Origin of the sequence: Bacillus cereus group sp. MYBKT14-1 (genome assembly GCF_051915185.1) — a bacterium.
Taxonomy (GTDB): Bacteria; Bacillota; Bacilli; order Bacillales; family Bacillaceae_G; genus Bacillus_A; species Bacillus_A cereus.
The window spans coordinates 1-26,797 of record NZ_JBQAEF010000009.1; the positions used below are offsets into that span (position 1 = coordinate 1).

Below are 26,797 nucleotides of genomic sequence, written 5' to 3' on the forward strand. Positions count from 1 at the left end.
CCGTTCAAATAACGTAGAACGATTTGTATTTTTTCATCAGCTGTAAATTTAGCCATAGAAAAACTGCACCTCCAATTGTTAGACTGTGTCTAACAATTGGGGTGCAGTTCACAAATTTGCTACTCTTTTTTCTATCCAAGAACTTCTAATCGCACCGATTACTTCCGCGTATGAGTACGTCGTTTCCACATAAAATAACGTTACCAGTTTAGATAAGAACTTAGCTGAACTGGACTACTCATAAGGATGTGTATCAACATGGTAAAAACAAACAAATTATTAGTTCCAGGTGCAGAACAAGCGCTTGAACAATTTAAATATGAAATTGCACAAGAATTTGGTGTAAGCTTAGGATCTAATACAGCATCTCGTTCTAACGGTTCAGTTGGCGGTGAAGTAACAAAACGTCTTGTTGCTTTAGCTCAACAACAACTACGTGGATAATAATATAACATATGGCTTAGGGGCAGATATTCTCTGCCTCTTTCTATTTTTAACATACATAATCGTACTTTTTCACATACTAGTAAAAGCAAATTGAAAGGAACGATACGTAACATGAAACGGATTAATATTCGCATGAGTCCTCCCCGTGTTCTTACATTGGCTTTTATTATGTTATCACTTATCGGTACATGCTTATTAAAGTTGCCAATTGCTACAACAACGTCTATCTCATGGCTAGATGCTTTATTTACAACCGTTTCTGCTTGTACGGTTACAGGGCTTGGTGTGGTAGACACTGGGAAAGTATTTACCTTATTTGGCCAATGTGTCATTTTAACACTTATACAAGTAGGCGGACTGGGCATTATGAGCTTTGCTGTCTTAATTGCGATTATGCTTGGAAGAAAAATTGGTCTTCAAAATCGGATTTTACTGCAACAAGCATTAAACCAAACGAATATCGGCGGCGTCATCCGTCTTGCCAAAGCATTATTTTTATTCTCTTTTACAGTCGAATGTATCGCTACTATAATTCTTTCTTTTGAATGGGTACCAAAATACGGGGTTACGAAAGGGATCTATTATAGTTTTTTCCATTCAATCTCAGCCTTTAACAATGCTGGCTTTTCTGTGTGGAGCGATAATTTAATGTCCCATTCTCATAGTATTCTTGTCAATCTCGTCATTTCCTCTCTCATCATTTTAGGTGGAATTGGTTTTACAGTAATCGTAGACATAAAAAGAAAGAAAAACTTTAAAAACCTTACACTACATTCAAAACTTATGCTCTCTTCTACTCTAATCGTCAACATTATTGCTACCCTTTTTATTTTTATATTCGAGTTCCATAACTCCCTTTCTATGAGAGGTTTTACCCCATTTGAAGAAGGATTGGGCTCTTATTTTCAAGCAATTTCAACGCGAACTGCCGGGTTTAATACAGTTGATATTTCTACATTGTCAAAACCTTCCCTCCTATTAATGATGCTCCTTATGTTTATTGGTGCTGGTAGCGCTTCAACTGGTGGTGGGATTAAGTTAACAACATTTTTAATCATATTTTTTGGCGTATTTAAATTTTTACAACAACAAGAGGATATTGTCGTATTTAAAAAATCCATTAAAGATACTCTCATTGTCAAATCATTAACCATTACTATTATTTCCATTTCATTTATCTTTTTTGCTATTTTAATTTTGAGTATTACTGAGCGAGTTCCTCTATTGATGAGTGCTTTCGAAGTATTTTCAGCATTTGGGACTGTTGGCCTCAGTATGAATTTAACACCCCACTTAACTATAATCGGAAAAGCTATTATTATCTTTATGATGTTTTTTGGGAAAATGGGTCCTTTAACATTGGCTTTTTCATTTGCTCGTAAAAAGAACCGGAAAATAAAATATCCGAATGAAGATATTTTAACAGGTTGACAACCGTATAAATTATCCATATAATGAGAATACAATAACATATCTCCAAAGGGGAGTAGCGTCCAAGAATATTTCTTGGAAACAAAGTCGTCATTACGTAGAACTTAGTTCTTCCGGCTTTGTTGGCATTTTTTATTACATATGTCTAGCAAGACCTTTGCCTATTAACGGCAGAGGTCTTTTTTGTATTCAGTTCCAGATTCTTCCAAAGTTAATAGGCAGGAGTATGGGGAAACTAAATAGTGGGGAAATTCTTCACTTATTTAGAACTTATAGAAATGAGAGGAGAATGTACATGGATGTATCATTATTATTGGAGTATGGTTGGGTATTACTCATCCTAATTGCACTTGAAGGGATTTTAGCGGCTGATAACGCTCTTGTTCTTGCAATTATGGTAAAACATTTACCAGAAGAAAAACGAAAGAAAGCACTATTTTATGGATTAGCGGGGGCATTTGTTTTCCGATTTGGATCGTTATTTATGATTTCGTTCTTAGTCGATGTATGGCAAGTGCAAGCAATCGGTGCCATCTACCTTATGTTTATCGCTGGTAATCACTTATTTAAAACATATGTTAAAAAGAATACAGATGAAGAAACAGAAGAAAAAGAAGCAAAGAAAAAACAAGAGAACTTTTGGTGGACTGTATTTAAAGTTGAGGTCGCTGATATCGCCTTCGCAGTTGATTCAATTTTAGCTGCTGTTGCACTAGCAATGACTTTACCAAAAACAGGATTAGGTACAATTGGTAGTCTTGATACTGGGCAATTCGTTGTTATCTTTGTAGGTGGACTTATCGGATTAATCATTATGCGATTTGCAGCAACTGCTTTCGTACAGATTTTAAAACGTAAACCAGGACTTGAAACTGCAGCATTCTTAATTGTAGGTTGGGTTGGTGTGAAGCTAGCAGTTTATACATTAGCACACCCTGCATTAAATGTAATACCACATTCATTCCCAGAATCCACTCCGTGGAAGCTTACATTCTGGATTGTATTAGTCGGAATCGCAGTTGGTGGTTGGTTCTTCTCAAAAGAAGTAGAAGTAGAAGTAAAAGTAGAAAAGAATTTAGACGAAAAAGCGCTGTAATTACAGCGCTTTTTCTTTTTCCGTTCTTCCTCTCAATGTCCAGAAAAAATTCCATTATACTACCTTTTGTAAACGTTTTCTCAATGCATGTATGTCCTTTTTGTGAAACATTGCACAAACTTATTGAAAGTGAGAACAATTCCATGTACTTTATTCATATAAGAAGTATTTATAGAAGATTTACTAAAGGAGCGTATTACTCATGCTAGAACAAGGACTAGATTATGTTGTCAAACTGGCTAAAAACAAAAAGAAAATACTAGATACAAACCCAATGCAATATTTCATTCGTGCTGCACTTGCGGGTATTTATATCGGTTTTATTATTGTACTATGTTTTAAATTAGGTAACTTTTTTCACATTGCAGATTCACCAGCAACGTATTTAGCTGCTTCTATGTTTTTCGGGATTGCTCTCGTACTTATTATATATGGCGGTGCTGAATTGTTTACTGGAAACACAATGTACTTTACTGTAGCAACTTTAAGAAAAGAAACAACGATTTCTGATACACTTCGTAACTGGGTTGCTTGTTATGCAGGTAACTTAGCCGGCGCGTTATTCTTTGCCTTACTATTTTACGCAACTGGAATTTTCGAAGCAATTGATCATGGTCACTTAATGAGTAAAGTCGTTGAAGGAAAGATGAACACACCTACGATGCAGTTATTCTTTAAAGCTATTTTATGTAACTGGCTCGTATGTCTTGCTTGTTTCTTACCTTCTCAGGTTAAAGGTGACACAGCAAAAATAATGGTCATGATGCTACTTGTTTTCACATTCTTCTTATCTGGTTACGAACATAGTATTGCAAACTTATCACTCTTTGCTTTATCTTTAGTTTCACCGCATCCTGAGACAATTTCTTTTTCAGGTGCTATTCATAACTTAATTCCTGTTACAATCGGTAACATTATTGGTGGATCAGTATTTGTCGGTATGGTATACCACTACTTAACAAAGAAAACACCTGACGTTCAACAGGAAAAAACTGAAATCCCAACAGCTCAACAAGAAGAGATTATTCCTTTACAAGCACATATGAAACATTAAAAACTCCAAAATTTTACTTTGGAGTTTTTAGCTTCCCACGTATTTAACTACAAGGTGAGGATTAATTTCTCCCTCTTCCTTTCCCTTATCCATTCTCTGTTTCATCTTATGCATACCGATGACATCATTCGTATGAAGGTGAATTTCATTTACATATAATCCCTCTGTACAAAAAGCTTCTACAAAATCTAGTCCATTTTTTGCTCCCCAGCCCATATTATAATCAAGGGAAAGAATATTCACATCATAATCCCGAACCATTTGCAAGGCACATTCTACTGTAGTTGCGGGCACATACCCGAACGGGCAACTTCTTTGATCATCCATATATACGTTCATTTTCGATTCCCTCTCTAATTTGAATAAACGGCTAATACATAACACATTGCCCCAAGACTAATAAAAGGACCAAATGGAATTGGCTTTCGTACTTCTATACGTTTTAATCCGATACCAATCCCAAAAAAACAAAGACTAAAACAAGATGCTAAAAATAAAACGATAAAAACTCCCTTCACTCCTACTATAAAACCAAGTAACGAAAGTAGTTTTACATCTCCTCCGCCAAGCCCTTCTGGATATATCTTTTGCATGCAATATAACAAAAGGAATATAACACCACTACCAACTATACTATCTGTCCAAGTAACTAATTGTACAAAAACACTTTCAAGAATGAGTAAAACGGCAAACGAAATTAAAATACAATCAGGAATTAACATATATAAGTAATCTGTAACCGAAATAATAAGAAGTAGCGAAAAAAGGGATAAAATGATAATAAGTTCTCGTTCTATTCCAATCATATACACGGTAAGAAGAAATATACTTCCTGTTATACATTCAAATGCTACATACATAATTGGAATTTTCTTCTTACAATTCGTACAACAGCCTCTTTGTATATAAAATGAAATGATGGGGATTAGTTCTTTTGGCCTTAGTACATATTTGCAATAATAACAATGTGAACGCGGGGTAATGATAGACGCACCTAATGGAACCCTTATTGCAACTAGCATAAAAAAAGAACCAAACACCATCCCTGCTAACAGTGCATATAAATAAGTGAACATCCCTTCCTCTCCTTTCCAAAAAAACATAGCAAAAAAAGGAGAGAACTTCTACTTCATATTATCCTTTATTCTACTAAAAAAGCAGGCCATTTTCCGGCCTGCTTTCCCCTCTTTTATACGATGAAATATACTGCTTTTAATGGTCCATGTACTCCGACAACAAGATTCATCTCAATGTCAGCCGAGTTACTTGGCCCTGTAATAAAGTTAATACAAGATGCCGCTGTCTCCCCATTTTCTACGCGTGAGTTCATATCCTGAACTGCTTGTGTAATACGAGGCACAAGTGTTTCACGTGGAATAATAGCAAAATATACAGTCGGTAAAAAGTGTAAAGAACGTCCTTGCCCTTTATGACTTTGTACAACAATTGTACCAGATTCAGCTAATGTATAATCACTAAATGCAATACCAATATTCGCTTTTTCAGCTAAACGCATATTTTCGTCTTTTCTCTCTGGATCCCATACGTTCACTTCAACGTCTAGCTTTGGAAGTTCTTCTTTAAATAAAGATGTTAAACCATATGCATCAAAACGCTCATCTGCTGATAATAAAATAGGTCCCCCGCCGTTTTCCATAATTACTTTTTGAAGGTCTTCACCTAAACTGTCATTTGTCGTTTCTACTACAGTTGTATGAATGTTTGTACATTGCTTTTTAAACACTTCTAGTAATTCTTCTTGTGAATAATCTTTTAACGTTTCTATATTCACATTACTTTTCCATACTGGACGCTCTACACCTTCTGTTTTACGCGCGCGCCCAAGTTCTTTTGCAATGTTATCTAGAAAGGCATCACGGTTTTGAATTAATCCTGTCATTATTTGTCCCCGCCTTTCTTATGATCTTTATACCAATCACGGAATCGTTCTTTACTTGGAGCTGGGAATTCACGAATATCTGTCCAGTTTTTAAGTGGCCCAACACCTTTTGATACACGGTTACCAGATGTAAATGGACTCATTGCTGCTGGCGCCATTTTTGATCCCATTTTATATAAAGCTGCTGAAGATGCACCCATACTAAACATTTTCATTGCTAATTTTTCTGCAAGTGGAGCACGTCCTTCTTGCTCAACGATAACTTGACGATGTTTTAATAATAAATCATGCAATGGAATTTTTACTGGACAAGCTTCTGTACATGCTCCGCATAAACTAGAGGCATAAGGAAGCTCTTTGTAATCATCATATCCACCTAGAAGCGGTGTTAATACCGCACCGATTGGTCCTGAGTAAATCGATCCATATGAATGTCCACCAACGTGACGATATACAGGACATACGTTAACACAAGCAGCGCAACGAATACATTGTAATACGGAACGGAATTCAGATCCAAGAATTTGAGAGCGACCATTATCAACAACCACTAAATGGAATTCTTCAGGTCCATCAACTTCCTCTTCTTGAATTGGTCCTGCTACTGTTACATAACTTGTTAATTTTTGACCTACTGCACTACGACATAGTAAACCAACTAAAACATCTAATTCTTCCATTGTCGGAACCATACGTTCCATACCCATTACTGCAATTTGTGTTTTCGGAATCGACATGACAAGATCGGCATTACCTTCATTCGTTACTAAACAAAGAGAACCAGTATTTGCAACAGCAAAGTTACAACCAGTTACACCAATTTCTGCATCCATAAATTTCTCACGAAGTTGTTTACGAACAAACTTTGTCATTTCATACGGGTCATCAGAATTTTCATAGCCTAGCTTTTCTTTAAATACATCGCGAATTTGCGTTCTATTTTTATGAAGTGCAGGTGCAATAATATGTGAAGGTGGATCGTTATCTACTTGCAAGATATACTCTCCTAAGTCACTCTCTAACACTTCACAGCCAATCTCTTCAAGCGCATGGTTCATACTGATTTCTTCTGTTACCATCGACTTTGATTTTACTACTTTTTTCGCTTGTTTCTTTTTGGCAACGTCTTGAATATACTTTGCAGCTTCCTCTTTCGTCTTCGCAAAGTATACGTGTCCGCCTCTTTTTGATACATTTTCACTTAACTGCATTAAGTAATAATCCAGATTTTCTAACGTATGTTGACGAATTTGTTCACCTAGTTGACGCCACTCTTCCCAGTTTCCTAATTCATCTGCAGCTTTTAAGCGATTCGTATATAAACGCGTTTGTGCAGAAGATACCGCTCCGCGCATAAACGAATCTTGAATTCCATCACCAACGCGATCATTAAATTTTTTCTCACTGATTTTCATAGACATAGCTTATGTTCCCCCTTCATGAGCGACTATTCAGTACCTCAGCAATATGCATTACTTTTACTTCTTTTCCTAAACGCTCAATACGTCCGCCAATGTTTAACAAACACCCACAATCTGCACCGATTAAATAATCTGCACCTGTTTCCATGACACTATCTACTTTTTCGTCTACCATTTGCTCAGAAATTGGAGTCATCTTAACTGAAAACGTTCCCCCAAACCCGCAACAATTTTGCACGTTTGGCAAATCTCTCACAGTTAATCCTTTTACATTTGATAATAAAATTCCTGGTGCTTCTTTTACTCCAAGCATACGCGTCATATGACATGATTTATGAATAGTAGCTATCCCTGGTAAACTTGCACCAACATCTGTAACTTTTAAAACATCTACAATAAACTGTGTAAATTCATAAGTTTTATCAGCAACTTTTTGTGCACGTTTAGCCCACTTGGGATCATCTTTGAAAACATGCGGATACTCATGAAACATTGTCGCACAAGAACCAGATGGCGTAACAATATATTCTGCATCTTCGAAAGTTTCAATCATATGTTTCATCGCTTCTTTTGCTGCTTCTACATGGCCGCTATTATAAGCAGGCTGCCCACAACAAACTTGTGCTTCTGGAAATTCAATTTCACAACCTAAACGCTCCAACACTTCAACTGTTGCTTTGCCGACATTTGTTTCAAACATATCGACTAAACAAGTAACAAATAAAGTAACTTTCATAACTATTACTCCCCCTTTTTACAACTTCACCAACAAACATATGGTCATCAGATGACTTAGTAGAGAAGAAATAGGCTCAACCATGGCCTATCCTCTCCCTCTTCTAAAGAAAACGCTTACTTAATCTTTCTCTATTTTATCAGAAAATTAAATTTTTAAAAGATTAAATTACGAATGTATATCGTTTTTACCTGTGACAATATGTTCTACATTTGTTAAATGATCTAGCATTGCTTGCTGCGCTAATTCTACATCTTGTTTTAACACCGCATCATATATAACTTGATGCTCTTCTATAAGTCGTTCTGATGTCGTTTGTTCACCATATAAAATAATGCGTCTTGATTCACCAATTGTTTCAGCAATCATCTCTGAAACATGATTCATGAGTTCAAGCAAAATGTTATTATGCGAAGACTCTGCAATTCCCATATGAAATTGAAAATCGGCTTTTTCGCCAGCCTTTTCATCTCCAATGCTCTTTGCCATTTCATCTAACCAATGTTTCATATTTTGTAAATTATCTTCCGTACGTTTTGCCGCCGCTACTCGAACTGCCCCCACTTCAAGCACCTTTCGTACTTCTAATAAATTCAAAATATCTTCTTTCTTCATTAATAATCTATTGTTTAATGATTTCGTTAATGAAGAAGAATCGAAGTTCTTCACATATGTACCTTCTCCTTGTTTCATCTCAATTAAGCCCATCGCTCTTAGCGCACTTAGCGCTTCACGAACAGCAGATCTGCCAACTTGAAACTGCTCAGCTAATTGATGCACAGGGAGTAGTTTGTCACCAGGTTTTAACGTACCATTTTTAATCATTGTTAAAATAGCTTCAGATACTTCTTCGTAAATTTTTTTCGGTTTAATAGATTTGTACTCCAGTTAAATCACCTCAGTATCTTCCAAACAACAATTGAAACGATTTATAAAAACTTTGCATCATAACTATTTTAGACCGAATTGATAAGAAGTACAAATGTTTTGTTCATAAAATAGTCAAATTTTCGATATTTATTATATATTAATTTATATTTTGCGTGTAAAGTGAAACTTTAATCAGTGGGGTTTTGTTCATCGCCCACTGATTATTAGCTCTCACCAATCGGGCTTTTACGGGCAGCAGGGCCTCCACCTAACTTCTTTGCTTCCGTTGAATTTTGAGGTGAAGGTCTTACTGCCCGGCGAATAGCGGGATAAATATTTTCTTCAATATAAAGAACATGTCCTAAAAATTAGAACATGCTCCCCTCATCCTGTACATTCAGTTTAATAATAACCGTTGTTCCCTTATCTTTTTCACTTTCAATTTTCCACTGTCCACCATGTATATGAACAATTTGTTTCACAATAGCAAGGCCTAAACCTGTTCCACCGTGTTGACGACTTCTCGCTTTATCAACTCGGTAAAAGCGTTCTCCAAGATTCTCCAAATGTTCTATATCAATACCAATTCCTGTATCTTTTATTTTTAATTCACAGTAATCATCGATTTGCTCTAAAGTTATAACGATATTTCCTTTTTGATTTGTATACCGTATCGCATTATCTAACACATTATGAAGCACTTGTTGCATACGATCCTCATCAATCATGACAATGACCTCTGGATTTAAATTGGTTGAAATATGAATTTCCTTTTCTATAAACTTAATCTCATACGTATCTAATACGTCTTCAATCAGCTGTGAAAAAACGATAGGTTGCTTCTTTAACGGAAAGTGCTCACCTTCTAATTGTGCTAAGTCTAACAAGTCATGAACGAGACGCTGCATACGACCTGCTTCTTTATGAATTAGCTGCGTTACTTTTTCCTGCTGTGGTCCCTTTGCAACACCATCTAAAATAGCCTCGCTATACCCTTTTATATAACTAAGTGGTGTTCTAAGTTCATGCGAAACATTTGCTAAAAATTCCTTACGCTTTACATCTTCTGTTTCTAATGAATTTGCCATTTTATTAAATGCTTTTCCTAATCGTCCAATTTCATCCTCTGAAGAAACTGTAATCCGCTCCGAAAAATCTCCCGTAGCCAAATGATTTGCAACCCGCTCCATTTGCGAAAGTGGCTTCGTAATTGCAATTATAATTTTCCTTCCAACCCATATCGTAATTAAAATCATAGCAATTGCTAACGGTGCTAAAATAAGACCCATATCATAGATTAAATCTTTTATACTTTTTAAAGGAATATACGAATAGACAATTCCGACTAATTTTTTATTTTCCAATACAGGGATGACAACCCCCATAATATTACGGTCAAAATGTTCTTCATATCCTATTTTCGTCACAGTTTTCCCGTCTAATAGCGTTTGCCTATCTCCTTCACTTATAAGAGAATGATGATGCACATCAAAAGGCAAACATGCACTTAAATCACGCGGATTAGACACGAAAATAACGTCTGAACTAGATATTTGATCAAACGATCTTACTTTCTCTTCAAAAGTTGATATTCCTTCACGCTTATCATATTGAGCAGCAAGACTTTTTCCTTCCATTACTAACGAAGCTTTTAAATTATCAACGTATAATTTTTCATACGAGTATAAAGATACGAAATAAAGAAAGGACACTGTTACACATACTGCACATACTACTGTAAGCCAAAGTTTTTGTACCATCGTAAACATACGTTACACCTCAAATTTATAGCCTACACCCCAAACAGTTTGAATGTAGTTTCCACTTTCTCCAAGCTTCAAGCGCATCGTTTTCACATGCGTATCTACCGTTCTTGTACTTCCGGCATAATCATATCCCCATACCTTTTCAAGTAATTGCTCCCGGCTAAATACTTGTCCTGTATGTTGGCAAAGAAAATATAATAAATCAAACTCTTTTACAGTAAGAGAAATCGGCTCACCATCCGCCTCTATTCGTCTACTTTTTTCATTGATAAGAATTGGTCCAAATTGAATCTCTTCTTGCTGTTCTTGCTTTGTATATCTTCTTAGCACAGCTTCCATACGGGCAACCAATTCACCAGGACTAAACGGTTTTACAATATAGTCATCTGCTCCCATACGTAAGCCGTTCACCCTATTCCACTCTTCACCTTTTGCCGTTAAAAATATAATCGGCACATCTGACGTTTTTCTAATTTCTTTACAAACTGAAAGTCCATCCATTTCTGGCATCATTATATCTAATACAACGAAATCATAATGATCCGTTTCTAGTTTTTTAAGAGCCTCTTTTCCATTCTCAGCTTCTCCCCACTCATATCCAAAGTTATCCAAATACATTCCAACAAGCTGTCTCATATCACTTTCATCATCTACAACTAGCACTCTATATTTATTCATTGTCCTTCCCTTCCCTCTCTATGAGTTGAAACGGTCCTTTTCCGACTTTAATTGTTTGTTTTATTTTCAAATTCTTCATATCTATAACGCACACTTCATCACTATCATAACTGGCTACATACCCTTCTGCTCCGCTCTCAAAAAATGCAAATGGATTTGACCCTACTTCTACAGAAGCTATTTCTTTATATGTGCTAATATCAAACTTTCTAAGTGTATTCGATCCATGACTGAGTGCATATACGTACTTACTATCCTTCGTTATATTCACAGGCATAAATGGAGCGTGTAAAGAACGCACCATTTCTCCACTCTGTAAAGAATACACTAACACTTTCTCATTTACTTGATTTCCATCACCATGTCCGCCAATCCATATTTCTTTCCCATCAGGACTAATCGTCGCTCCTGTTGATGCTGGCGGAATCATAAAGGATTGAATAACTTCTTTTTTCTTCGTATCAATTGTCGTTAGTTTCGTATCATAAAAGTTTAGTACAGATAACCGATTCTGATACTCTACCATCGTTATAGGCCCTTTTCCTGTTGAAACACTTCCTGTCTCTTTCCCATTTATCGTAAAGAACCTTACCTTTTGAACATTTTGATCAGCAGCAAATAATTGTTTTTTATCTGCTGATACCACCACATTTACAATGCCCTTTCCAGTTTTATATTTTCCCACTTGCCTTCCTTCCGCTAGTGAATATACATACATATATTCTAATTCCTTACCGTATACAAGTATTTCATCGCCATTTGGAAGCAGTGTGATTCCGGCCATTGGCTCATTTAGTTCCCATGTCGTAATTAACTTTTTATCTTTTTTATCAATAAAACTAATGCTGCCTTCTTTTATATTCGTAGTTATAATAACATTTTTATCTTTAGCAATTGGTGTATATGAACTTCCTTGACACCCTACTAGTAGAAATAAAAAACAGAGAAGAAAAACATACTTTCTCAAAAGATTCCCTCCATCTTCGGATGATTTCGTTATAATTGTAAAATAACAAATAAATGTGTGGAAAGTGTGAAATTTCCCTTTCTTACTCAATTTACATATATAATGTACAACAAATAGAATTTGAGGTGTGTCAATTATGCTATTTCCTGATTTAGCGAATAAAATTGTACGAGAAGTACGCAGACTAATTACAGAAAATATTATTATCATTAATATAGAAGGCGTTATTATCGCAAGTACAGATACAGAAAGAATTGGTCAATTTCATGAAGGTGCACTCCGCTGCGCCAAACAAAAGAAAACCGTCATCATTACAAAAGAAGATGAAAGGCGATTGCAAGGTGTAAAGGCTGGGATGAATCTTCCTTTATTATTTCATGATGAAGTAATTGGTGTCATTGGGATTACAGGAGAACCTGAAAATATTTCACGCTACGGAGAAATATTGCGTAAGATGACCGAATTATTAATTCATGAAAACTACTTTTTAGAGCAACTAGAACTTGAGCACCGTTCTTATGAAGCTTTTGTCTTTGATTGGCTTCAAAATACAGAGTGGTCCCCGAGTTTTCTTGATCGCGCCAAAACACTTGGCATTGATTTATATAAGAAAAAACAACTTATTTTGTTTTCTATTGGCAAAAATGACACGATGCTCCAGCGTAAAATATGGCAACACATACGTAATATTTTAACAAAAGAGCATCTATTTGTTCGTTGGGGAAATGATCGTTTTATTTTATTTACAGCAACGAGCTCAAAAGAGCAAACTTATCAATTTTTAAAACGGTTAAAACACGACTGCGAAACTTTATTTTCTATTTCTTTATATATCGGGATTGGACAAACAGTCACCTCAAACAATATGAGCATATGTTACGAACAAGCATTACGTGCTCTTTCTGTATCATTGGAAACGAAAAAAATTGTATTTAATGAAGATTTACGTTTAGAAATGTGTTTACAAGATATTTCTGCCGAAACGCGTGAACAATTTCTAGAACGTACCATCGAAAACTTATTATCATTTCCTGAGCTTATGCACACTTTACGCTTATTTATCGATTATAACCAATCTTATAAACAGACGGCTAAACAATTACATATACACATTAACACATTACATTACAGGCTAAAAAAGATTGAAGAACATACAGAACTTGATCCAAAACAATTCAAAGACTTAAACGTTTTATACTTCGCACTTCTCCTATTGGATAATCATATAAAAAAGAACGATAAAATAGATTAATCTTTAGATGATTATACATAGAAAGAATCCCTCGACTTTTTTATCATTATAATGAAAGCACTGTTACCACGTTGTTTATTATAACTAAACACGTTAACAGTTTGAGGGGGATTTCCAATGTTAGAAAAACAAATTATTCATTCATTCGTATCTATTGTTGGCGAAGATAATGTAGATACATCCAATATGGGGCGTTTAACTTATAGTTATGATGCTACTCCAAACTTCCAAGCAATGCCTGATGCAGTCATTGCTCCTCGTAATACAAATGAAGTAGCTGAAGTGTTAAAAATATGTAACACTCACAAAATTCCTGTGTATGTGCGCGGGTCTGGAACAAACCTTTGCGCAGGAACATGTCCACTTGAAGGCGGTATCGTCCTTATTTTCCGCCATATGAACAATATTTTAGAAATTGATGAAGAAAACTTAACAATTACTGTACAAGCTGGTGTCATTACACTTGATATTATTAAAGCGGTAGAAGAAAAAGGTTTATTTTATCCACCAGATCCAAGCTCGATGAAAATTTCTACAATCGGCGGTAATATTAATGAAAACTCAGGTGGATTACGCGGTTTGAAATACGGCGTAACACGTGATTATGTAATGGGGCTTGAACTTGTCTTACCAAATGGCGATATTATTCGCACTGGTGGTAAATTAGCAAAAGATGTAGCTGGTTACGATTTAACTCGTTTATTTATCGGTTCTGAAGGAACACTTGGCGTGGTAACAGAAGCTATATTAAAACTTGTTCCTATGCCTGAAACAAAGAAAACAATGCTTGCACTATATGAAGATATTAATGAAGCTGCACGTGCTGTTTCTTCTATTATTGCAAATAAAATCATTCCAGCAACACTGGAGTTCTTAGACCAACCGACAATTGAAGTAGTAGAAGAGTTTGCGCAAATCGGTTTACCTACAGATGTAAAAGCAATTTTATTAATTGAACAAGACGGCCCTCCCGAAGTAGTCAATCGAGATATTGAAAACATGGCTAATGTTTGCCGCTCTATGAATGCAGTTGATGTTCGTATTGCAAAAGACGAAACAGAAGCAGATGCGCTTCGTACCGCTCGCCGTAGTGCTCTATCAGCGCTCGCACGATTAAAACCTACTACAATATTAGAAGATGCGACTGTACCACGTTCACAAATCGCTCCGATGGTTGAAGCTATTAATGCCATTGCAAAAAAATATAATATTCCTATTTGTACGTTTGGACACGCTGGTGATGGTAATTTACATCCAACTTGTATGACAGACGCTCGTAATGCAGAAGAAATGCACCGAGCTGAGCAAGCTTTTGCTGAAATATTTGCGAAAGCAATTGAACTTGGTGGCACAATTACTGGTGAACATGGTGTTGGTGCAATGAAAGCTCCATATTTAGAAATGAAATTAGGTAAAGAAGGTATTGCAGCTATGCAAGGAATAAAGCAAGCTTTCGATCCAAATAACATTATGAATCCTGGAAAAATGTTCGCGAAAGACACTCGAAAAAGAGTGGTGGTTGAGCGATGACCACATTAAATAAAAAAAATATTCAAAAAGAATTCAAAGCACGATTAAGTGAAGATGAATTACTAAACTGTATGCGATGCGGTTTTTGTTTACCTACTTGTCCTACCTACATTCAATCCGGATATAAAGAGTCACATTCACCGCGTGGACGTATCGCATTGATGAAAGCAGTCGTTGATGGTTTAATCGAACCAGATGAAGATGTTGAACATACATTAAACGTTTGTCTTGGTTGCCGTGCTTGTGAACCTGTTTGTCCATCTGGTGTAAATTATGGACATTTATTAGAAGAAGCTCGTGATATTATTAATCAAAATAAAAAATTCTCAGTGCCAGTGAAAGCTGTTCGAAAAGTCGTTTTTGAAGGACTATTCCCCCATCAAAATCGAATGAGAACATTAACTGGACTAATCGGATTTTATCAACGTTCTGGTTTACAAACGCTAACACATAAAACAGGGATTATGAAGTTATTCCCTGAAACACTTGCAACGATGGATCTCGTTTTACCAAAAGTCCCTAAAATGAAAGCCATGAAAGATCGTCCTTCATTTTTACCTGCAGAAAGTACAAAGAAAAAACAAGTTGCATTCTTCACAGGCTGCTTAATGGATACGATGTTTTTAGAAACAAATAACGCAACGATGAAACTTCTTCAATTAGCTGGTTGTGATATCGTTATTCCAAAAACACAAAGTTGCTGCGGTGCATTGCATGGACATGCTGGTGAAAAGAGTGGAGCAAAAGAATTAGCAAAGCGAAATATAAAAGCATTCGAAGATTTAAACATCGACTATATTATTACGAATGCAGGTGGTTGCGGGGCTTATCTCGTAGACTATGATTATCTTTTAAAAGATGATCCGGATTGGGCTGAACGTGCTAAGCAGTTTGTTTCTAAAATTAAAGATATTACTGCTATACTAGTAGAACTAGACTTCCATAAGCGAACTGACTTACGACTCACGCCGCAAGTTATTACGTATCAAGACTCTTGTCATTTACGCAATGTTATGCGCACATCTTCTGAACCTCGTATGTTACTAGAGGCTATCCAAGGTGCAACATATCGAGAAATGAAAGATGCCGACCGCTGCTGTGGCTCTGCTGGTATTTACAATATTGTTCATTCAGAGTTATCAATGGAATTTCTAGATTACAAAATGGACCGTGTGCATGAAACAGAAGCAGCAACCATTGTTACTGCAAATCCAGGTTGTTTATTACAAATGAAATTGGGTATTGAGCGAGAAGGGCTTTCTCATAAAATGAGAGGAATTCACATTGTGGATTTATTATTAGAAGCAATTGAAACTAACTCGTAACATACGTAATAATAGGAAAACGGCTATCTCCTTCGTCTATGTAAAGAGATAGCCGCTTTTTTGTCTGCTACAACATTAAAAATATGTTACTTTATTATAAAAAAGAACAACAGAAACATTACATTTTTGTAAAAATTAATCCATTATATTCCTCAAAAAAACGTTCAAACCATTGATACAATGGGATTCTTCATTTTCTATTTAGGTAACTTTATCCAAAAACCCCCTCTTAAAACCAAGTATAAAAACACTATAAATTCCTTTTATACTCTATATTTCTCTTATTTTTGCGCCCTTCTTCTCTTAGGATAAATTAGGTAATTTTAAAGTCTATGAATTTTTTTCCATCTTTTTTCTCGCAAATTGTATGCTACGATGAATTTGTCAGTCAGACAGGCTGTCAAAAACAAATCGTGTGAAAACAAATTAAAACTTTATATAGGGGGACACACATCATGAAAAAGCGTGTTTTATTATCTGTAGCTGCTGCAACAGCTCTTACTTTAGGAGTATCTTCTCTAGATGCACAAGCTGCAACAGTACAACCATCTAACGTAAAGGTTCAAAATATTCAGCATTCAAAAGTAATGATGAAACAAATGAGCCAACAAGAATTACAAGCATTCTTACAATCTATGGGAGTTGAATCATTAGCACAATGGCAACAAGGAAACTTCCAACCAAACTGCTTCATTCCTGGTCAACAACCTACTGAAAATGTTGTAACTGAGCAACCAACAGCTAAGCCAGAAACTCAAAAGCCAGTTGAGCAAAAACCTGCCGAGCAAAAGCCTGCTGAAGAAGTTCAAAAACCAGAAGCTCAAAAGCCTGCTGAAAACAACAATACTCAAAAACCTGCTGAACAAAAACCAGCTGAGCAAAAGCCTGCTGAAGAAGCAAAATCTTTAAGCGAGTTTGAACAACGTGTTGTTGAATTAACAAACGCTGAGCGTGCAAAACAAGGCTTACCAGCACTAAAAATCGATACTGAATTAAGCAAAGTAGCACGTATTAAGTCTGAAGATATGCAAAAAAACAACTACTTTGATCATAACAGCCCTACATACGGGTCTCCGTTTGACATGATGAAGAAATTTGGCATTTCTTATACATCTGCAGGTGAAAACATCGCTCAAGGCCAACGTACACCTGAAGAAGTAGTACAAGCTTGGATGAACAGCGCTGGACACCGTGCAAACATCTTAAATAACGGCTTCACTCACATCGGTGTTGGTTATGTAGAAAGCGGCAACTACTGGACACAACAATTTATTACGAAGTAAATAGATTAAAAGAGTCTTCTCATAATGAGAAGACTCTTTTTTAAGTTTCATAGCTTTCTATTATGTATGAATAGAAAATATATAACACAAACAACATAGATCCACAGCTTATTACACTAAGCAATACATAAAATCCCCACTCTAAGTTCAAAAACAATGAAAACAATATGCCACATGCCATCACTTGAAAAATCCGTCTACTCACTAAACGAATTTTTTGTAATTTAATTGGGTCTTTTTCTTTTTCTTTTTCTTTGCCTTTTATTTTCTTAAATTCTTTACTCAGCATAAAAAGAAACATACTAATCCCAATCGTTAATCCTGTTTGAAAGGATATTAAATCCCCAAAATTAATAAAGAGGATAAGCATATGAATAAACAATATAAATAATGTAATTTTCTTTATAAATCCGCCTATAATACCATGCTCTCTTTCATTAAACTTAAATATATTATGTGAAATAATATACAAAAATCCATATGAAAAAATAATAAAACAGGGAATAAATGCTACAACAATTTGTTTACTCATAAACTCGTTTGGCTCACCATTTACATTCCAATGTACTGCCATACGATTTGGTAAATAGGGATAAAAACATAGTGTAAGTAAAAGACAAGCGAAAAATATTCCAAGTACATACTTATATTTGATCAAGCGATTCTCACCTCTCTTTTCTCTTAACGGCTTCGCTTCTTTTAGAGAAATCCCTGCAAAAATCTACTTTTTTCAAGTTAAAACTTATACTTTACGCATTTTCTTTTTGAAATTCTTTTATTTTATTATTTAACTTTGTAGGAAACGGCACATCAACTTCAATCGCTTCTTTCGTAATTGGATGCAAGAAATTTATCTTCATTGCATGCAATGCTTGACTGGACATATATTTTGTTTGTCCACCATATAATACATCCCCAACTAGTGGATTACCATTATGACTCATATGAACACGAATTTGATGTGTTCTACCCGTTTCTAATTGTAATGTTACGAAAGTCGTGTTTTGCTTCTTAAAATACTTTTCTACTTTATAATATGTGATAGCTTGGTCACCTTTTGGAGAAATACGACGCCTTGTAGCATGATGGCGATCCCTTCCAATAGCAGCATCAATCTTTCCTTGTTTCTTCTTTACTTTCCCTTCAACGAGCGCTGCGTACGTCCTTTTAATTTTTCTTTCCATTAATAGACGATCCATAATTGCACCAGCAATTCTATGCTTAGCAAACACGACACCACCTGTCGTATCTTTATCTAAACGATGAATATGACGCACCTTCGTCTCTAAACCTTGCATTTGAAAATGAAAAGCAACAAGATTTGCAAGCGTCCCGGTTCCACCTTTTTCAGCAGGGTGTGTGTCCATTTGCTCTGGTTTATTTACGATGAGTACGTGATCATCTTCGTATACTACATGTAATTCGCCATATTCTGGATCTACACCGTACTCTTCCTCCGCAAACATATGGACTTGTAACTTATCGTTCTCTTTTAAAAGCTCATTCCATCTTCTTTGTTCCCCGTTAACCGTAACACCTTTTTCCATACGAAGCTGATGTAATAGCTTTTTCGGTATTTCCCATTCTACTTTTAATACCGATTCAATACTTATACCATTCCATTTAGCTGGAACAGTAATTTCACACCATTCGCCCTTTTTCTTTGTTTCCATACTGTTTATCACCTTATTTCTATTGATTCTCTCATTGTAACGGAAAACATGCTTGGATGCACTGTCAAAAATAGAGGACAGTCTTATAATAGACTGCCCCTCAAGCTCTAAGTCTTTTCATTTCTAACAATACTTCTTCAGCTTTTTGTTCATACGATAAATCTTTAAAGAAATCCGCCAACCTTTTATAGTCATTGTAAGCATCTAATAAATCGTCCATCTTTTCTATTTTCATTACTTGTTGTTTTTGTTTCATTTTTACTGGATAGCGATAACCTGATACTTCTTGTATTTTGTAATACTCATCCTCTACTTGAACGACCTTTACAAGTTCTTCCTCTTCTGCATCCATCGTATACCCGTCAAATTCTCTAAGTAGTTCATAAATGATATGAGTCCATTCATCTTTTGGATAAAATCCTTTTTCTAACCGATAACCGACAATGCGATACATATGCCCATCGTTCTCGGCAAACTGTACTGTATCATTTAACTTAAACTTAAAATAACGAAACATTGCCTTCACCTACTTATTATGTAATGTTCTTATCACATACTATTTGCAAAATGTAGGCTTTGCTATTCATAAAAAATGCTCATCAATATGATGAGCATTTTTTACAATGATTTTTCTCGTTTTTTTCGAAATGGTAACCACCAGTTCCAGTCTCCAAATAACTTCATTAAGCTTGGTACGAGCATAAGACGAATAATTGTTGCATCAAGAAATATTGCTAATGCAACGCCAAGACCCATCTGCTTTACTGGTAAAATATCAGTAAATGCGAATGCACCAGTTACAACAATCATTATTAAAGCAGCTGATGTAATAATTCTACTTGTTGAAACGAGCCCTTCTAACGTTGCTTGATCGTTATCTCCTGTTTCTTCATAGAGCTCATGAATACGTGAAATAAGAAATACTTCATAATCCATACTAAGCCCAAATACGAGGCCAAAAATGAAGATTGGTAAGACAAACAGAACCGGACTCGCTTCTAAACCGAAATGACCACCTTCAAATAACCAAACAACAATTCCAATAGTTGCACTTAAACTAAGTATATTCATAACAATTGCCTTAATTGGAATGAGTATAGATCGGAATGCAAATAATAATATAACAAAGGTCGATCCAAATATAACAGACATACCAATTACTACTTTATCTTTAATTTCATCTTCTAATTCTTGTTGAAACGTCGTCATTCCGCCTAGATAATAAGTAACATCCGTTTCTTTATAGTTCTTTTTAAAGTCACGCACCCACTGTTTTGCAGTCTCTGTACGTGGTTTTGTTTTCAAAAAGATTTCTATCGTCGTCTTATTCCCTTGCGTGTATGCTTCAAATACAGGAGTTAGTTTCGCTGATTCTGGCGACTGCAACATTCCAACAACTTGATCTGCTTTCATTCCAGTTAACCCGTCGTATAAACTTCTTACTTCATGTACTTTCTTATCATCTTTTAACTTTTGAACGACTTCTTCTATCTTTTGTAGACTTTCTTTTTCTTTCATATCTTTTTTCGTCTCTACAACTAACGTAACATCAGCGTGTGTTTTGACAGTTTCATTAAATACTTCTTCATACTTTTCATATGCAATCCTTGTATCACTCTTTTCAGGTAAAGCTTCAACACCAGGGAACTGCAAATTAGCTGTACGTAACGGTAATAAGCAAATAACAATAAATGTTGTAACAACAATAATCATTGCAATTGGATGTTTCATCACAAATTTTGCAAATTTACGCCATGCTTTTGCCGGCGTATGTGCTACTTGATTCTTTTTTAATATTCTTTTACCGATTAACGATAATAGTGCTGGAAGAAGTGTGAGTGAGAATAAAATACTCATAATGACAACAATCATTCCGCTAATCGCGACAGATTGAATATAATCTATCTTAAAGAAAAACAAACCGGATAACCCAACAAATACGCATAATCCTGAAAATACAATCGCACGTCCTGCCGTTTGATATGTAATTGCTATCGCTTCTTTTACCGTTCGTTTAGCAACTTCCTCTCGAAAACGGTTCACAAATAATAGCGCAAAATCAATAGATAATGCAAGTCCAATCATCGGTGCAACGTTTAACACGAAAATAGATAGTTCTTTATCAACACCGATGAAATACAATATCCCCATCGTACTAATAACACTAAGCGCCCCATTCAAAATCGGTAAAATTGATGCCAAAAGACTACCAAACGAAAATAGTAATACAAGAAACGCAATTGGTAATCCAATCATTTCTGCTACTTTTAAATCATTTTGCGTTCTTTCATTAATCTCTTGATTAATTTTCGGAAATCCTGTAGGTGTTACTTTTAATGCTACATTACTTTCTTTCTCAATCTCATCAGCAAATTGTAATGTCTTTTCCATTCTTTCTTTATTTGTTTTCCCGGAAAATAAAATTGTCGCATAACCGATGTCATCTTGTAGCATTTCTTTATTTTGGATTGGGTGATGGAAAGATTCATAGTTCTCTTTCTCTTGAACATTCTTTACAATTTCATCTATTCGCTTTTTAAATTCCTCATGCGAAGCATCTTTATTTTTCTCAAAAACGAGCAGAAGCGTATCTTGAGACTTCTTAAAATCTTTATCTAAAATTTCTTTCGTTTTTTGATAGTCGCCTTCCGTTTGGAAACCATCACCACCTAATACTCCCGGTAGCTTTGGAGCAAAAATCCCAAGTGCGATTGCGAGCAACAGTAACGCTACAATTACTGTATAACGGAACTGATACAAAAAGGCTCCTAACTTCCCCCACTTATCAACTTTATGTACATTTGTCTTCACACATTTTCACCTACTTTACATGATTCAATTGTCACTTATACTGTATCACATCTTGATATAAACAAAAAACGTCTGGAAAACTATAATGATAGTTTTTCCAGACGTCTTTCTTTCTATCTCTCTTTATTAAGCCCTAATCTCTCAGTAAGTAAACGATGGTAGTAAATCGCCATAATTAACAAAATACCACCTACGCAGTAACCAGCTAAAATATCAGTTGGGTAATGTACATTTAAAATGACTCTACTTAATCCAATCGATACAATTACTATACCCATCAAAATCGTTGTGGCACATTTGCCAGCTACGCTTTTCAAATTAGCAGCAATGATATAAGTAAGAAATCCAAATGTCATAATCGATAACATTGCATGTCCACTAGGAAAACTATATCCAAGTGCATCTAGCGCTTCATTTAATGACGGACGTTCTCTCTTTACAATCTCTTTTATCCCTTTATTCACAAGATGTGTTATTAAAATTCCCATTGGATATACAATCATCGCAGCATAATAACGCTTCTTCCAAAAAACAAGCAAACTTATAACGAGCGTAGCGACTATCCCAATTGCTGATCCCAATTTTGTAAAGTACGAGAAAAATGTAAGAGAACTTTCCGTTTGCAGCCCTCTTACTAATCCACGGACATATGTATCCATCACTGTAACGCCACCTGCATGTACGCGCCAAGCAACAATACCAAATACAGCAAATAACAAACCGATACACATTAGCTCATACTGATGTAACTTCTTCTTCAAACGATTTCCTCCTACTATGAAAAAATGCGATTTCTACTTTAGAAACCGCATTTCCTTACTTATTTACCTTTTGTTTTTAGCTCTGTCCAGTAACGATCATAGTCTTTTAACTTATCGTCCACATCAACAAGCCATTCTGTACGATCTAACTCTTCTTTCGTTAAGAAAATCATGTGATTATCACGGTATTCTTTACTATGAAGAGGATGAGCTTTTTCATTTGGATTACTGTAACCAATTGATTCGTAGTTTTTCACACTTACTTTTTCATCTAGTAAGTAGTTCATAAATTTCTCAGCAAGCGCTTTATGTTTTGCACCTTTTGGAATTGCTAACGTATCAGCCCAAATTGTGCCGCCTTCTTTTGGTACAACATATTCTACATCTTTATTATCTTTTGCGATAAATGCTGCATCTCCAGACCAAACTGTTCCGATCCAAGCATCTTCTGTAATGAATTTTTGTTTAATGTTATCTGTATCAAACGCTAACAAGTTTGGAAGCAGCTTCTTTAAATCATCTGCTGCTGTCTTTAATTGTGCATCGTCTTTCGTACTGTTTGAGAACCCGTGCTTCTTAAGACCCATTCCTAATACTTCACGAGAATCGTTTAGTAACGTTACATGTCCTTTATATTTCTCATTCCATAAGTCAGCCCAGCTTGTAGGTGCTTCTTTCACATACTTTTTATTGTATGCAATCCCTGTTACACCCCAAGTGTACACTAAAGAATATTTATTCTCTGGATCAAACGCAGGTGTTTTAAAATTAGAAACCATGTTTTCGATATTCGGGATATTCTTTTTATCTAACGGTGCTAATAAGTCCATTTTCGCCATTGTTTTAACCATGTAATCAGACGGCTGGATTAAGTCATACTTTGCGCCACCAGCTTGTAATTTCGCAAGCATTTCTTCATTACTTGCGTACTTGTCATAGTTAATTTTCACATTATATTTCTTTTCAAAATCTTTTAGCACCTGCTCATCAAAATTGTCAGCCCAGCTATAAATATTTAATTCTTCTTTCTTTTCACCACAACCAGCAAGCACACCAGCAACAAGGCTAAAGCTAATTGCTACGCCAGCTATTCTTTTCATTAATTTCATCTGTTTATTACCCCCTTGTACTTTCTATATCGTTCGTATTATAAAGGAAGGTGTCCTCCAGAGTTTTCTTCACCATCTGCACCTTTGTTCCGGAAGATTTCAGATAGAACCATTAATCCTACGATAGCCACAATTAAAATTGTAGAAAGAGCATTAATTTCTGGTGATACTCCGCGCTTAACCATACTGTAAATGTATAGTGGCAATGTTGTTGATCCTGGTCCTGATACGAAGAAACTAATTACAAAATCATCAATTGATAATGTGAATGTTAATAATGCTGCTGAAATAACTCCCGGTGCAATTGCTGGGAACGTTACATAACGAAACGTTTGCCAAGGTGTTGCTCCTAAATCATTTGCAGCTTCTTCTAAGTCACGTCCCATACTTGAAAGACGCGCAGCTAAAATAACAACAACAAACGAAATGCTAAATGTAATATGTGCAATAATAATCGTTGTTTGTCCAAGTTCCATTCCTAACTGACTGAAAAGAATTAGTAAAGATAATCCCATTAAAATATCAGGAATTAAAATTGGTAAATATACAAGGCCATTAATAGCCCCTTCGAAACGATATTTATAACGATGTAAAGCAATTGCAAAGAATACACCAAGTACCGTTGTCACAATCGTTGTTATAACTGCAATCGTAATACTATTTACAAATGCATCAATAACATCTTGTTTTTGAAATAAATCTGTATACCAATGGAATGTAAAACCTTCCCACTCCGCATTAATGCGAGAGTCGTTGAAAGAATAGACCATTAAAACCATCATTGGAAAATACAAGAATAACAAAATTAACCAAGAATAAGAAACTAAAAACTTCTTCATCTTTGCCTATTCCCCTCCGTTCTCATTATATTTATATACTTTCGTTGCACGATAATATAAGTAAATTAACAGAACAGAGAATAGAACAACGATAATCGATAACGCAGATCCAAACGGCCAGTCACGTGCACCTAAGAATTGATTTTGAATAACGTTTCCGATTAATGCTACTTTCGATCCGCCCATCACGTCTGATACAACAAACATTCCGATAGAAGAAACGAATACTAAAATAGAACCAGTCGCAATTCCTGACATCGTCATCGGCACTGTTATATTCCAAAATGCCTTTATTGGTGTTGCTCCTAAATCATAAGCCGCTTCTAGCTTACGCTTATCCAGCTGCTCAATTGCTGCATACACTGGTAAAATCATAAATGGTAATAAAGAATAGACCATTCCGAGTATTACAGAAGGAGTATTATATAATAAATTTAACGGTTCACTAATAATGCCAAGCTTTAATAACAACGTATTCACAAGACCTTGTGAACGTAAAATAACAATCCATGCGTATGAACGAACAAGAAAGTTAATCCAAAACGGGATCGTTGCCAATAATAAAAGAATAGAGCGGTATTTGCGGTCAACAATTGTAATTGTATAAGCAAACGGATAACCAATTAATAAACATATTACTGTCGTAATAACTGCGATTTTAACAGTTTCCCATAACGTTCCTAAGTACAATGGATCAAATACACGGGATATATTCTCCAGCGTAAATTGCATTTCTACTGTCCCGTAAGCTCCGCGCTGCATGAAGGCGAATCCTAATACGAATACGAGCGGGATTAGGAAGAAAATTAACAGCCACGCGACTGTAGGTAGTGCGAGTAATTTCCCTTTTTTCAATTTAAGGTCACCTCGTCCTCTTGCTCCCAGCCTACATATACATTATCTCCAATGCTCCACTGCGCTGCCTCTTCAGCAGTTTGATATGCCATTAGTAATTCTGATGTTTTCTCATCACGTACATAAAGCTTCTCCATATTTCCGACAAACTCAATATCTTCAATATGTCCAAGATGGTATTCTTTTAAAATTGGTTCTTCAACCGAACGTACTTTTACATTTTCAGGGCGAATTGCTACATAGCCTTCCCCGTTCTTCACAATATTATTTTCACCGATGAATGTCGCAACGAACAATGTTTTCGGCTTATTATAAATTTCTTTCGGCGTTCCGATTTGTTCGATATGTCCTTTATTCATAACGACAATACGATCGCTCATGCTCATTGCTTCTTCTTGATCGTGCGTTACGTATATGAACGTAATTCCTAAATTACGTTGTAAGTTTTTCAATTCACGTTGCAAGTCTTTTCGTAACTTAAAGTCAAGCGCTCCAAGTGGCTCATCTAATAGTAATACACGCGGATTATTTACAATCGCTCTTGCAATTGCAACACGCTGCTGTTGTCCACCAGAAAGCTTCGCAGGTTTACGATTACGGAACTCAAGTAACTGCGTTAAACGCATTGCCTCTTCAGCACGCTCTTTCTGCTCTGCTGCTGATACTTTCTGCATTTTCATACCAAAACAAATATTCTTCTCTACTGTCATATGTGGGAATAGTGCGTAATGTTGGAACACTAGGTTCATATGACGTTTATATGGCGGCAAATCGTTAATTCTTTCATCATCTAATAAAAGATTCCCTTTAGTTGGAGTTTCAAATCCTGCGATCATACGAAGTAAAGTCGTTTTCCCGCAGCCACTCGGCCCTAAAATTGTTAAAAACTCTCCCTCTTTAATATCTAAAGAAAGAGGTGGGATAATCACTTGATTTCCAAAATGTTTTTCAACTGCTTCAACTTTAATAATCTTTTTCATTTTCCCGTCCTAT

The 26,797-nt window shown here is 35.7% G+C and carries 26 protein-coding genes and 1 riboswitch; of the genes, 8 read left to right on the forward strand and 18 right to left on the reverse strand.

What is annotated here, in order from left to right; genetic code table 11:
• The first annotated feature begins 258 nt into the window (after positions 1 to 258).
• The 4 genes from ACTFO4_RS20475 to ACTFO4_RS20490 all read left to right on the forward strand — a co-directional run bounded on the left by ACTFO4_RS20475 (position 259) and on the right by ACTFO4_RS20490 (position 4,028).
• Positions 259 to 444 (forward strand): alpha/beta-type small acid-soluble spore protein, encoded by a 186-nt coding sequence (locus ACTFO4_RS20475; RefSeq protein ID WP_000241212.1) that lies wholly within the window; start codon positions 259 to 261, stop codon positions 442 to 444.
• Between the two features lie 114 nt (positions 445 to 558).
• Positions 559 to 1,878, forward strand: coding sequence for a TrkH family potassium uptake protein (locus ACTFO4_RS20480; RefSeq protein WP_078420613.1), 1,320 nt, complete (start codon positions 559 to 561; stop codon positions 1,876 to 1,878).
• A gap of 38 nt (positions 1,879 to 1,916) precedes the next feature.
• Positions 1,917 to 2,083, forward strand: a riboswitch (yybP-ykoY riboswitch).
• A gap of 90 nt (positions 2,084 to 2,173) precedes the next feature.
• Positions 2,174 to 2,974: a TerC family protein gene (locus ACTFO4_RS20485; protein WP_069355266.1), complete on the forward strand. Its 801-nt coding sequence runs from the start codon at positions 2,174 to 2,176 to the stop codon at positions 2,972 to 2,974.
• 202 nt (positions 2,975 to 3,176) lie between these two features.
• Positions 3,177 to 4,028: a formate/nitrite transporter family protein gene (locus ACTFO4_RS20490; protein WP_000893023.1), complete on the forward strand. Its 852-nt coding sequence runs from the start codon at positions 3,177 to 3,179 to the stop codon at positions 4,026 to 4,028.
• 27 nt (positions 4,029 to 4,055) lie between these two features.
• Here ACTFO4_RS20490 and ACTFO4_RS20495 read toward each other — a convergent pair whose 3' ends face one another.
• The 9 genes from ACTFO4_RS20495 to ACTFO4_RS20535 form a co-directional block, all read right to left on the reverse strand.
• Positions 4,056 to 4,367 (reverse strand): cyclic-phosphate processing receiver domain-containing protein, encoded by a 312-nt coding sequence (locus ACTFO4_RS20495; RefSeq protein ID WP_001103764.1) that lies wholly within the window; start codon positions 4,365 to 4,367, stop codon positions 4,056 to 4,058.
• Positions 4,368 to 4,381: 14 nt separating this feature from the next.
• Positions 4,382 to 5,104 carry a prepilin peptidase gene (locus ACTFO4_RS20500; RefSeq protein WP_410990377.1) on the reverse strand — a complete coding sequence of 241 codons (723 nt, stop codon included), beginning with the start codon at positions 5,102 to 5,104 and terminating at the stop codon, positions 4,382 to 4,384.
• A 113-nt stretch (positions 5,105 to 5,217) separates the two neighbouring features.
• On the reverse strand, positions 5,218 to 5,928 hold the full coding sequence (locus tag ACTFO4_RS20505) for a LutC/YkgG family protein (RefSeq protein ID WP_017673691.1): 711 nt from the start codon (positions 5,926 to 5,928) through the stop codon (positions 5,218 to 5,220).
• Positions 5,928 to 7,349 carry a LutB/LldF family L-lactate oxidation iron-sulfur protein gene (locus ACTFO4_RS20510; protein WP_000061935.1) on the reverse strand — a complete coding sequence of 474 codons (1,422 nt, stop codon included), beginning with the start codon at positions 7,347 to 7,349 and terminating at the stop codon, positions 5,928 to 5,930. Before ACTFO4_RS20510 ends, ACTFO4_RS20505 begins: the two co-directional genes overlap by 1 nt.
• A gap of 16 nt (positions 7,350 to 7,365) precedes the next feature.
• Positions 7,366 to 8,085, reverse strand: coding sequence for a (Fe-S)-binding protein (locus ACTFO4_RS20515; protein ID WP_000869148.1), 720 nt, complete (start codon positions 8,083 to 8,085; stop codon positions 7,366 to 7,368).
• Between the two features lie 168 nt (positions 8,086 to 8,253).
• On the reverse strand, positions 8,254 to 8,943 hold the full coding sequence (locus tag ACTFO4_RS20520) for a FadR/GntR family transcriptional regulator (RefSeq protein WP_440014470.1): 690 nt from the start codon (positions 8,941 to 8,943) through the stop codon (positions 8,254 to 8,256).
• Between the two features lie 380 nt (positions 8,944 to 9,323).
• Positions 9,324 to 10,724, reverse strand: a complete 1,401-nt coding sequence (locus ACTFO4_RS20525; protein WP_000494796.1) for a sensor histidine kinase — start codon at positions 10,722 to 10,724, stop codon at positions 9,324 to 9,326.
• Positions 10,725 to 10,727: 3 nt separating this feature from the next.
• On the reverse strand, positions 10,728 to 11,399 hold the full coding sequence (locus ACTFO4_RS20530; RefSeq protein ID WP_001046396.1) for a response regulator transcription factor: 672 nt from the start codon (positions 11,397 to 11,399) through the stop codon (positions 10,728 to 10,730).
• Complete coding sequence (locus ACTFO4_RS20535; protein ID WP_440014469.1) at positions 11,392 to 12,366, reverse strand: YncE family protein; 975 nt, start codon at positions 12,364 to 12,366, stop codon at positions 11,392 to 11,394. Before ACTFO4_RS20535 ends, ACTFO4_RS20530 begins: the two co-directional genes overlap by 8 nt.
• 127 nt (positions 12,367 to 12,493) lie before the next feature.
• Between ACTFO4_RS20535 and ACTFO4_RS20540 the strand changes: the two genes are divergently transcribed.
• The 4 genes from ACTFO4_RS20540 to ACTFO4_RS20555 all read left to right on the forward strand — a co-directional run bounded on the left by ACTFO4_RS20540 (position 12,494) and on the right by ACTFO4_RS20555 (position 17,756).
• On the forward strand, positions 12,494 to 13,618 hold the full coding sequence (locus tag ACTFO4_RS20540; protein WP_135277693.1) for a CdaR family transcriptional regulator: 1,125 nt from the start codon (positions 12,494 to 12,496) through the stop codon (positions 13,616 to 13,618).
• Positions 13,619 to 13,735: 117 nt separating this feature from the next.
• Positions 13,736 to 15,148, forward strand: a complete 1,413-nt coding sequence (glcD, locus tag ACTFO4_RS20545) for a glycolate oxidase subunit GlcD (protein WP_061456935.1) — start codon at positions 13,736 to 13,738, stop codon at positions 15,146 to 15,148.
• Entirely contained in the window at positions 15,145 to 16,473 is a 1,329-nt protein-coding gene (locus tag ACTFO4_RS20550; protein ID WP_440014468.1) for a (Fe-S)-binding protein, read from the forward strand. The genes glcD and ACTFO4_RS20550 overlap by 4 nt, the downstream gene beginning before the upstream one ends.
• A 455-nt stretch (positions 16,474 to 16,928) precedes the next feature.
• On the forward strand, positions 16,929 to 17,756 hold the full coding sequence (locus ACTFO4_RS20555; protein WP_000747596.1) for a CAP domain-containing protein: 828 nt from the start codon (positions 16,929 to 16,931) through the stop codon (positions 17,754 to 17,756).
• Between the two features lie 40 nt (positions 17,757 to 17,796).
• On the opposite strand, the gene ACTFO4_RS20560 is transcribed toward ACTFO4_RS20555, so the two are convergent.
• The 9 genes from ACTFO4_RS20560 to potA all read right to left on the reverse strand — a co-directional run bounded on the left by ACTFO4_RS20560 (position 17,797) and on the right by potA (position 26,784).
• On the reverse strand, positions 17,797 to 18,414 hold the full coding sequence (locus ACTFO4_RS20560; RefSeq protein WP_078420615.1) for a DUF1648 domain-containing protein: 618 nt from the start codon (positions 18,412 to 18,414) through the stop codon (positions 17,797 to 17,799).
• Between the two features lie 91 nt (positions 18,415 to 18,505).
• Positions 18,506 to 19,429, reverse strand: a complete 924-nt coding sequence (locus ACTFO4_RS20565) for an RluA family pseudouridine synthase (protein WP_000448348.1) — start codon at positions 19,427 to 19,429, stop codon at positions 18,506 to 18,508.
• Positions 19,430 to 19,529: 100 nt separating this feature from the next.
• Complete coding sequence (locus ACTFO4_RS20570; protein WP_000490301.1) at positions 19,530 to 19,946, reverse strand: hypothetical protein; 417 nt, start codon at positions 19,944 to 19,946, stop codon at positions 19,530 to 19,532.
• 101 nt (positions 19,947 to 20,047) lie between these two features.
• Entirely contained in the window at positions 20,048 to 22,240 is a 2,193-nt protein-coding gene (locus ACTFO4_RS20575; RefSeq protein WP_078420616.1) for an MMPL family transporter, read from the reverse strand.
• Between the two features lie 113 nt (positions 22,241 to 22,353).
• Entirely contained in the window at positions 22,354 to 23,001 is a 648-nt protein-coding gene (locus tag ACTFO4_RS20580) for a phosphatase PAP2 family protein (RefSeq protein ID WP_000727782.1), read from the reverse strand.
• A 59-nt stretch (positions 23,002 to 23,060) separates the two neighbouring features.
• On the reverse strand, positions 23,061 to 24,110 hold the full coding sequence (gene potD, locus ACTFO4_RS20585; RefSeq protein WP_061456930.1) for a spermidine/putrescine ABC transporter substrate-binding protein PotD: 1,050 nt from the start codon (positions 24,108 to 24,110) through the stop codon (positions 23,061 to 23,063).
• Positions 24,111 to 24,148: 38 nt separating this feature from the next.
• The gene (potC, locus tag ACTFO4_RS20590; RefSeq protein WP_000714192.1) at positions 24,149 to 24,949 is read right to left on the reverse strand and encodes a spermidine/putrescine ABC transporter permease PotC; all 801 of its coding nucleotides are present in this window, start codon (positions 24,947 to 24,949) and stop codon (positions 24,149 to 24,151) included.
• A 6-nt stretch (positions 24,950 to 24,955) separates the two neighbouring features.
• Complete coding sequence (gene potB, locus ACTFO4_RS20595) at positions 24,956 to 25,804, reverse strand: spermidine/putrescine ABC transporter permease PotB (RefSeq protein ID WP_000715500.1); 849 nt, start codon at positions 25,802 to 25,804, stop codon at positions 24,956 to 24,958.
• Complete coding sequence (gene potA / locus ACTFO4_RS20600) at positions 25,801 to 26,784, reverse strand: spermidine/putrescine ABC transporter ATP-binding protein PotA (RefSeq protein WP_000720333.1); 984 nt, start codon at positions 26,782 to 26,784, stop codon at positions 25,801 to 25,803. Before potA ends, potB begins: the two co-directional genes overlap by 4 nt.
• Positions 26,785 to 26,797 lie beyond the last annotated feature (13 nt).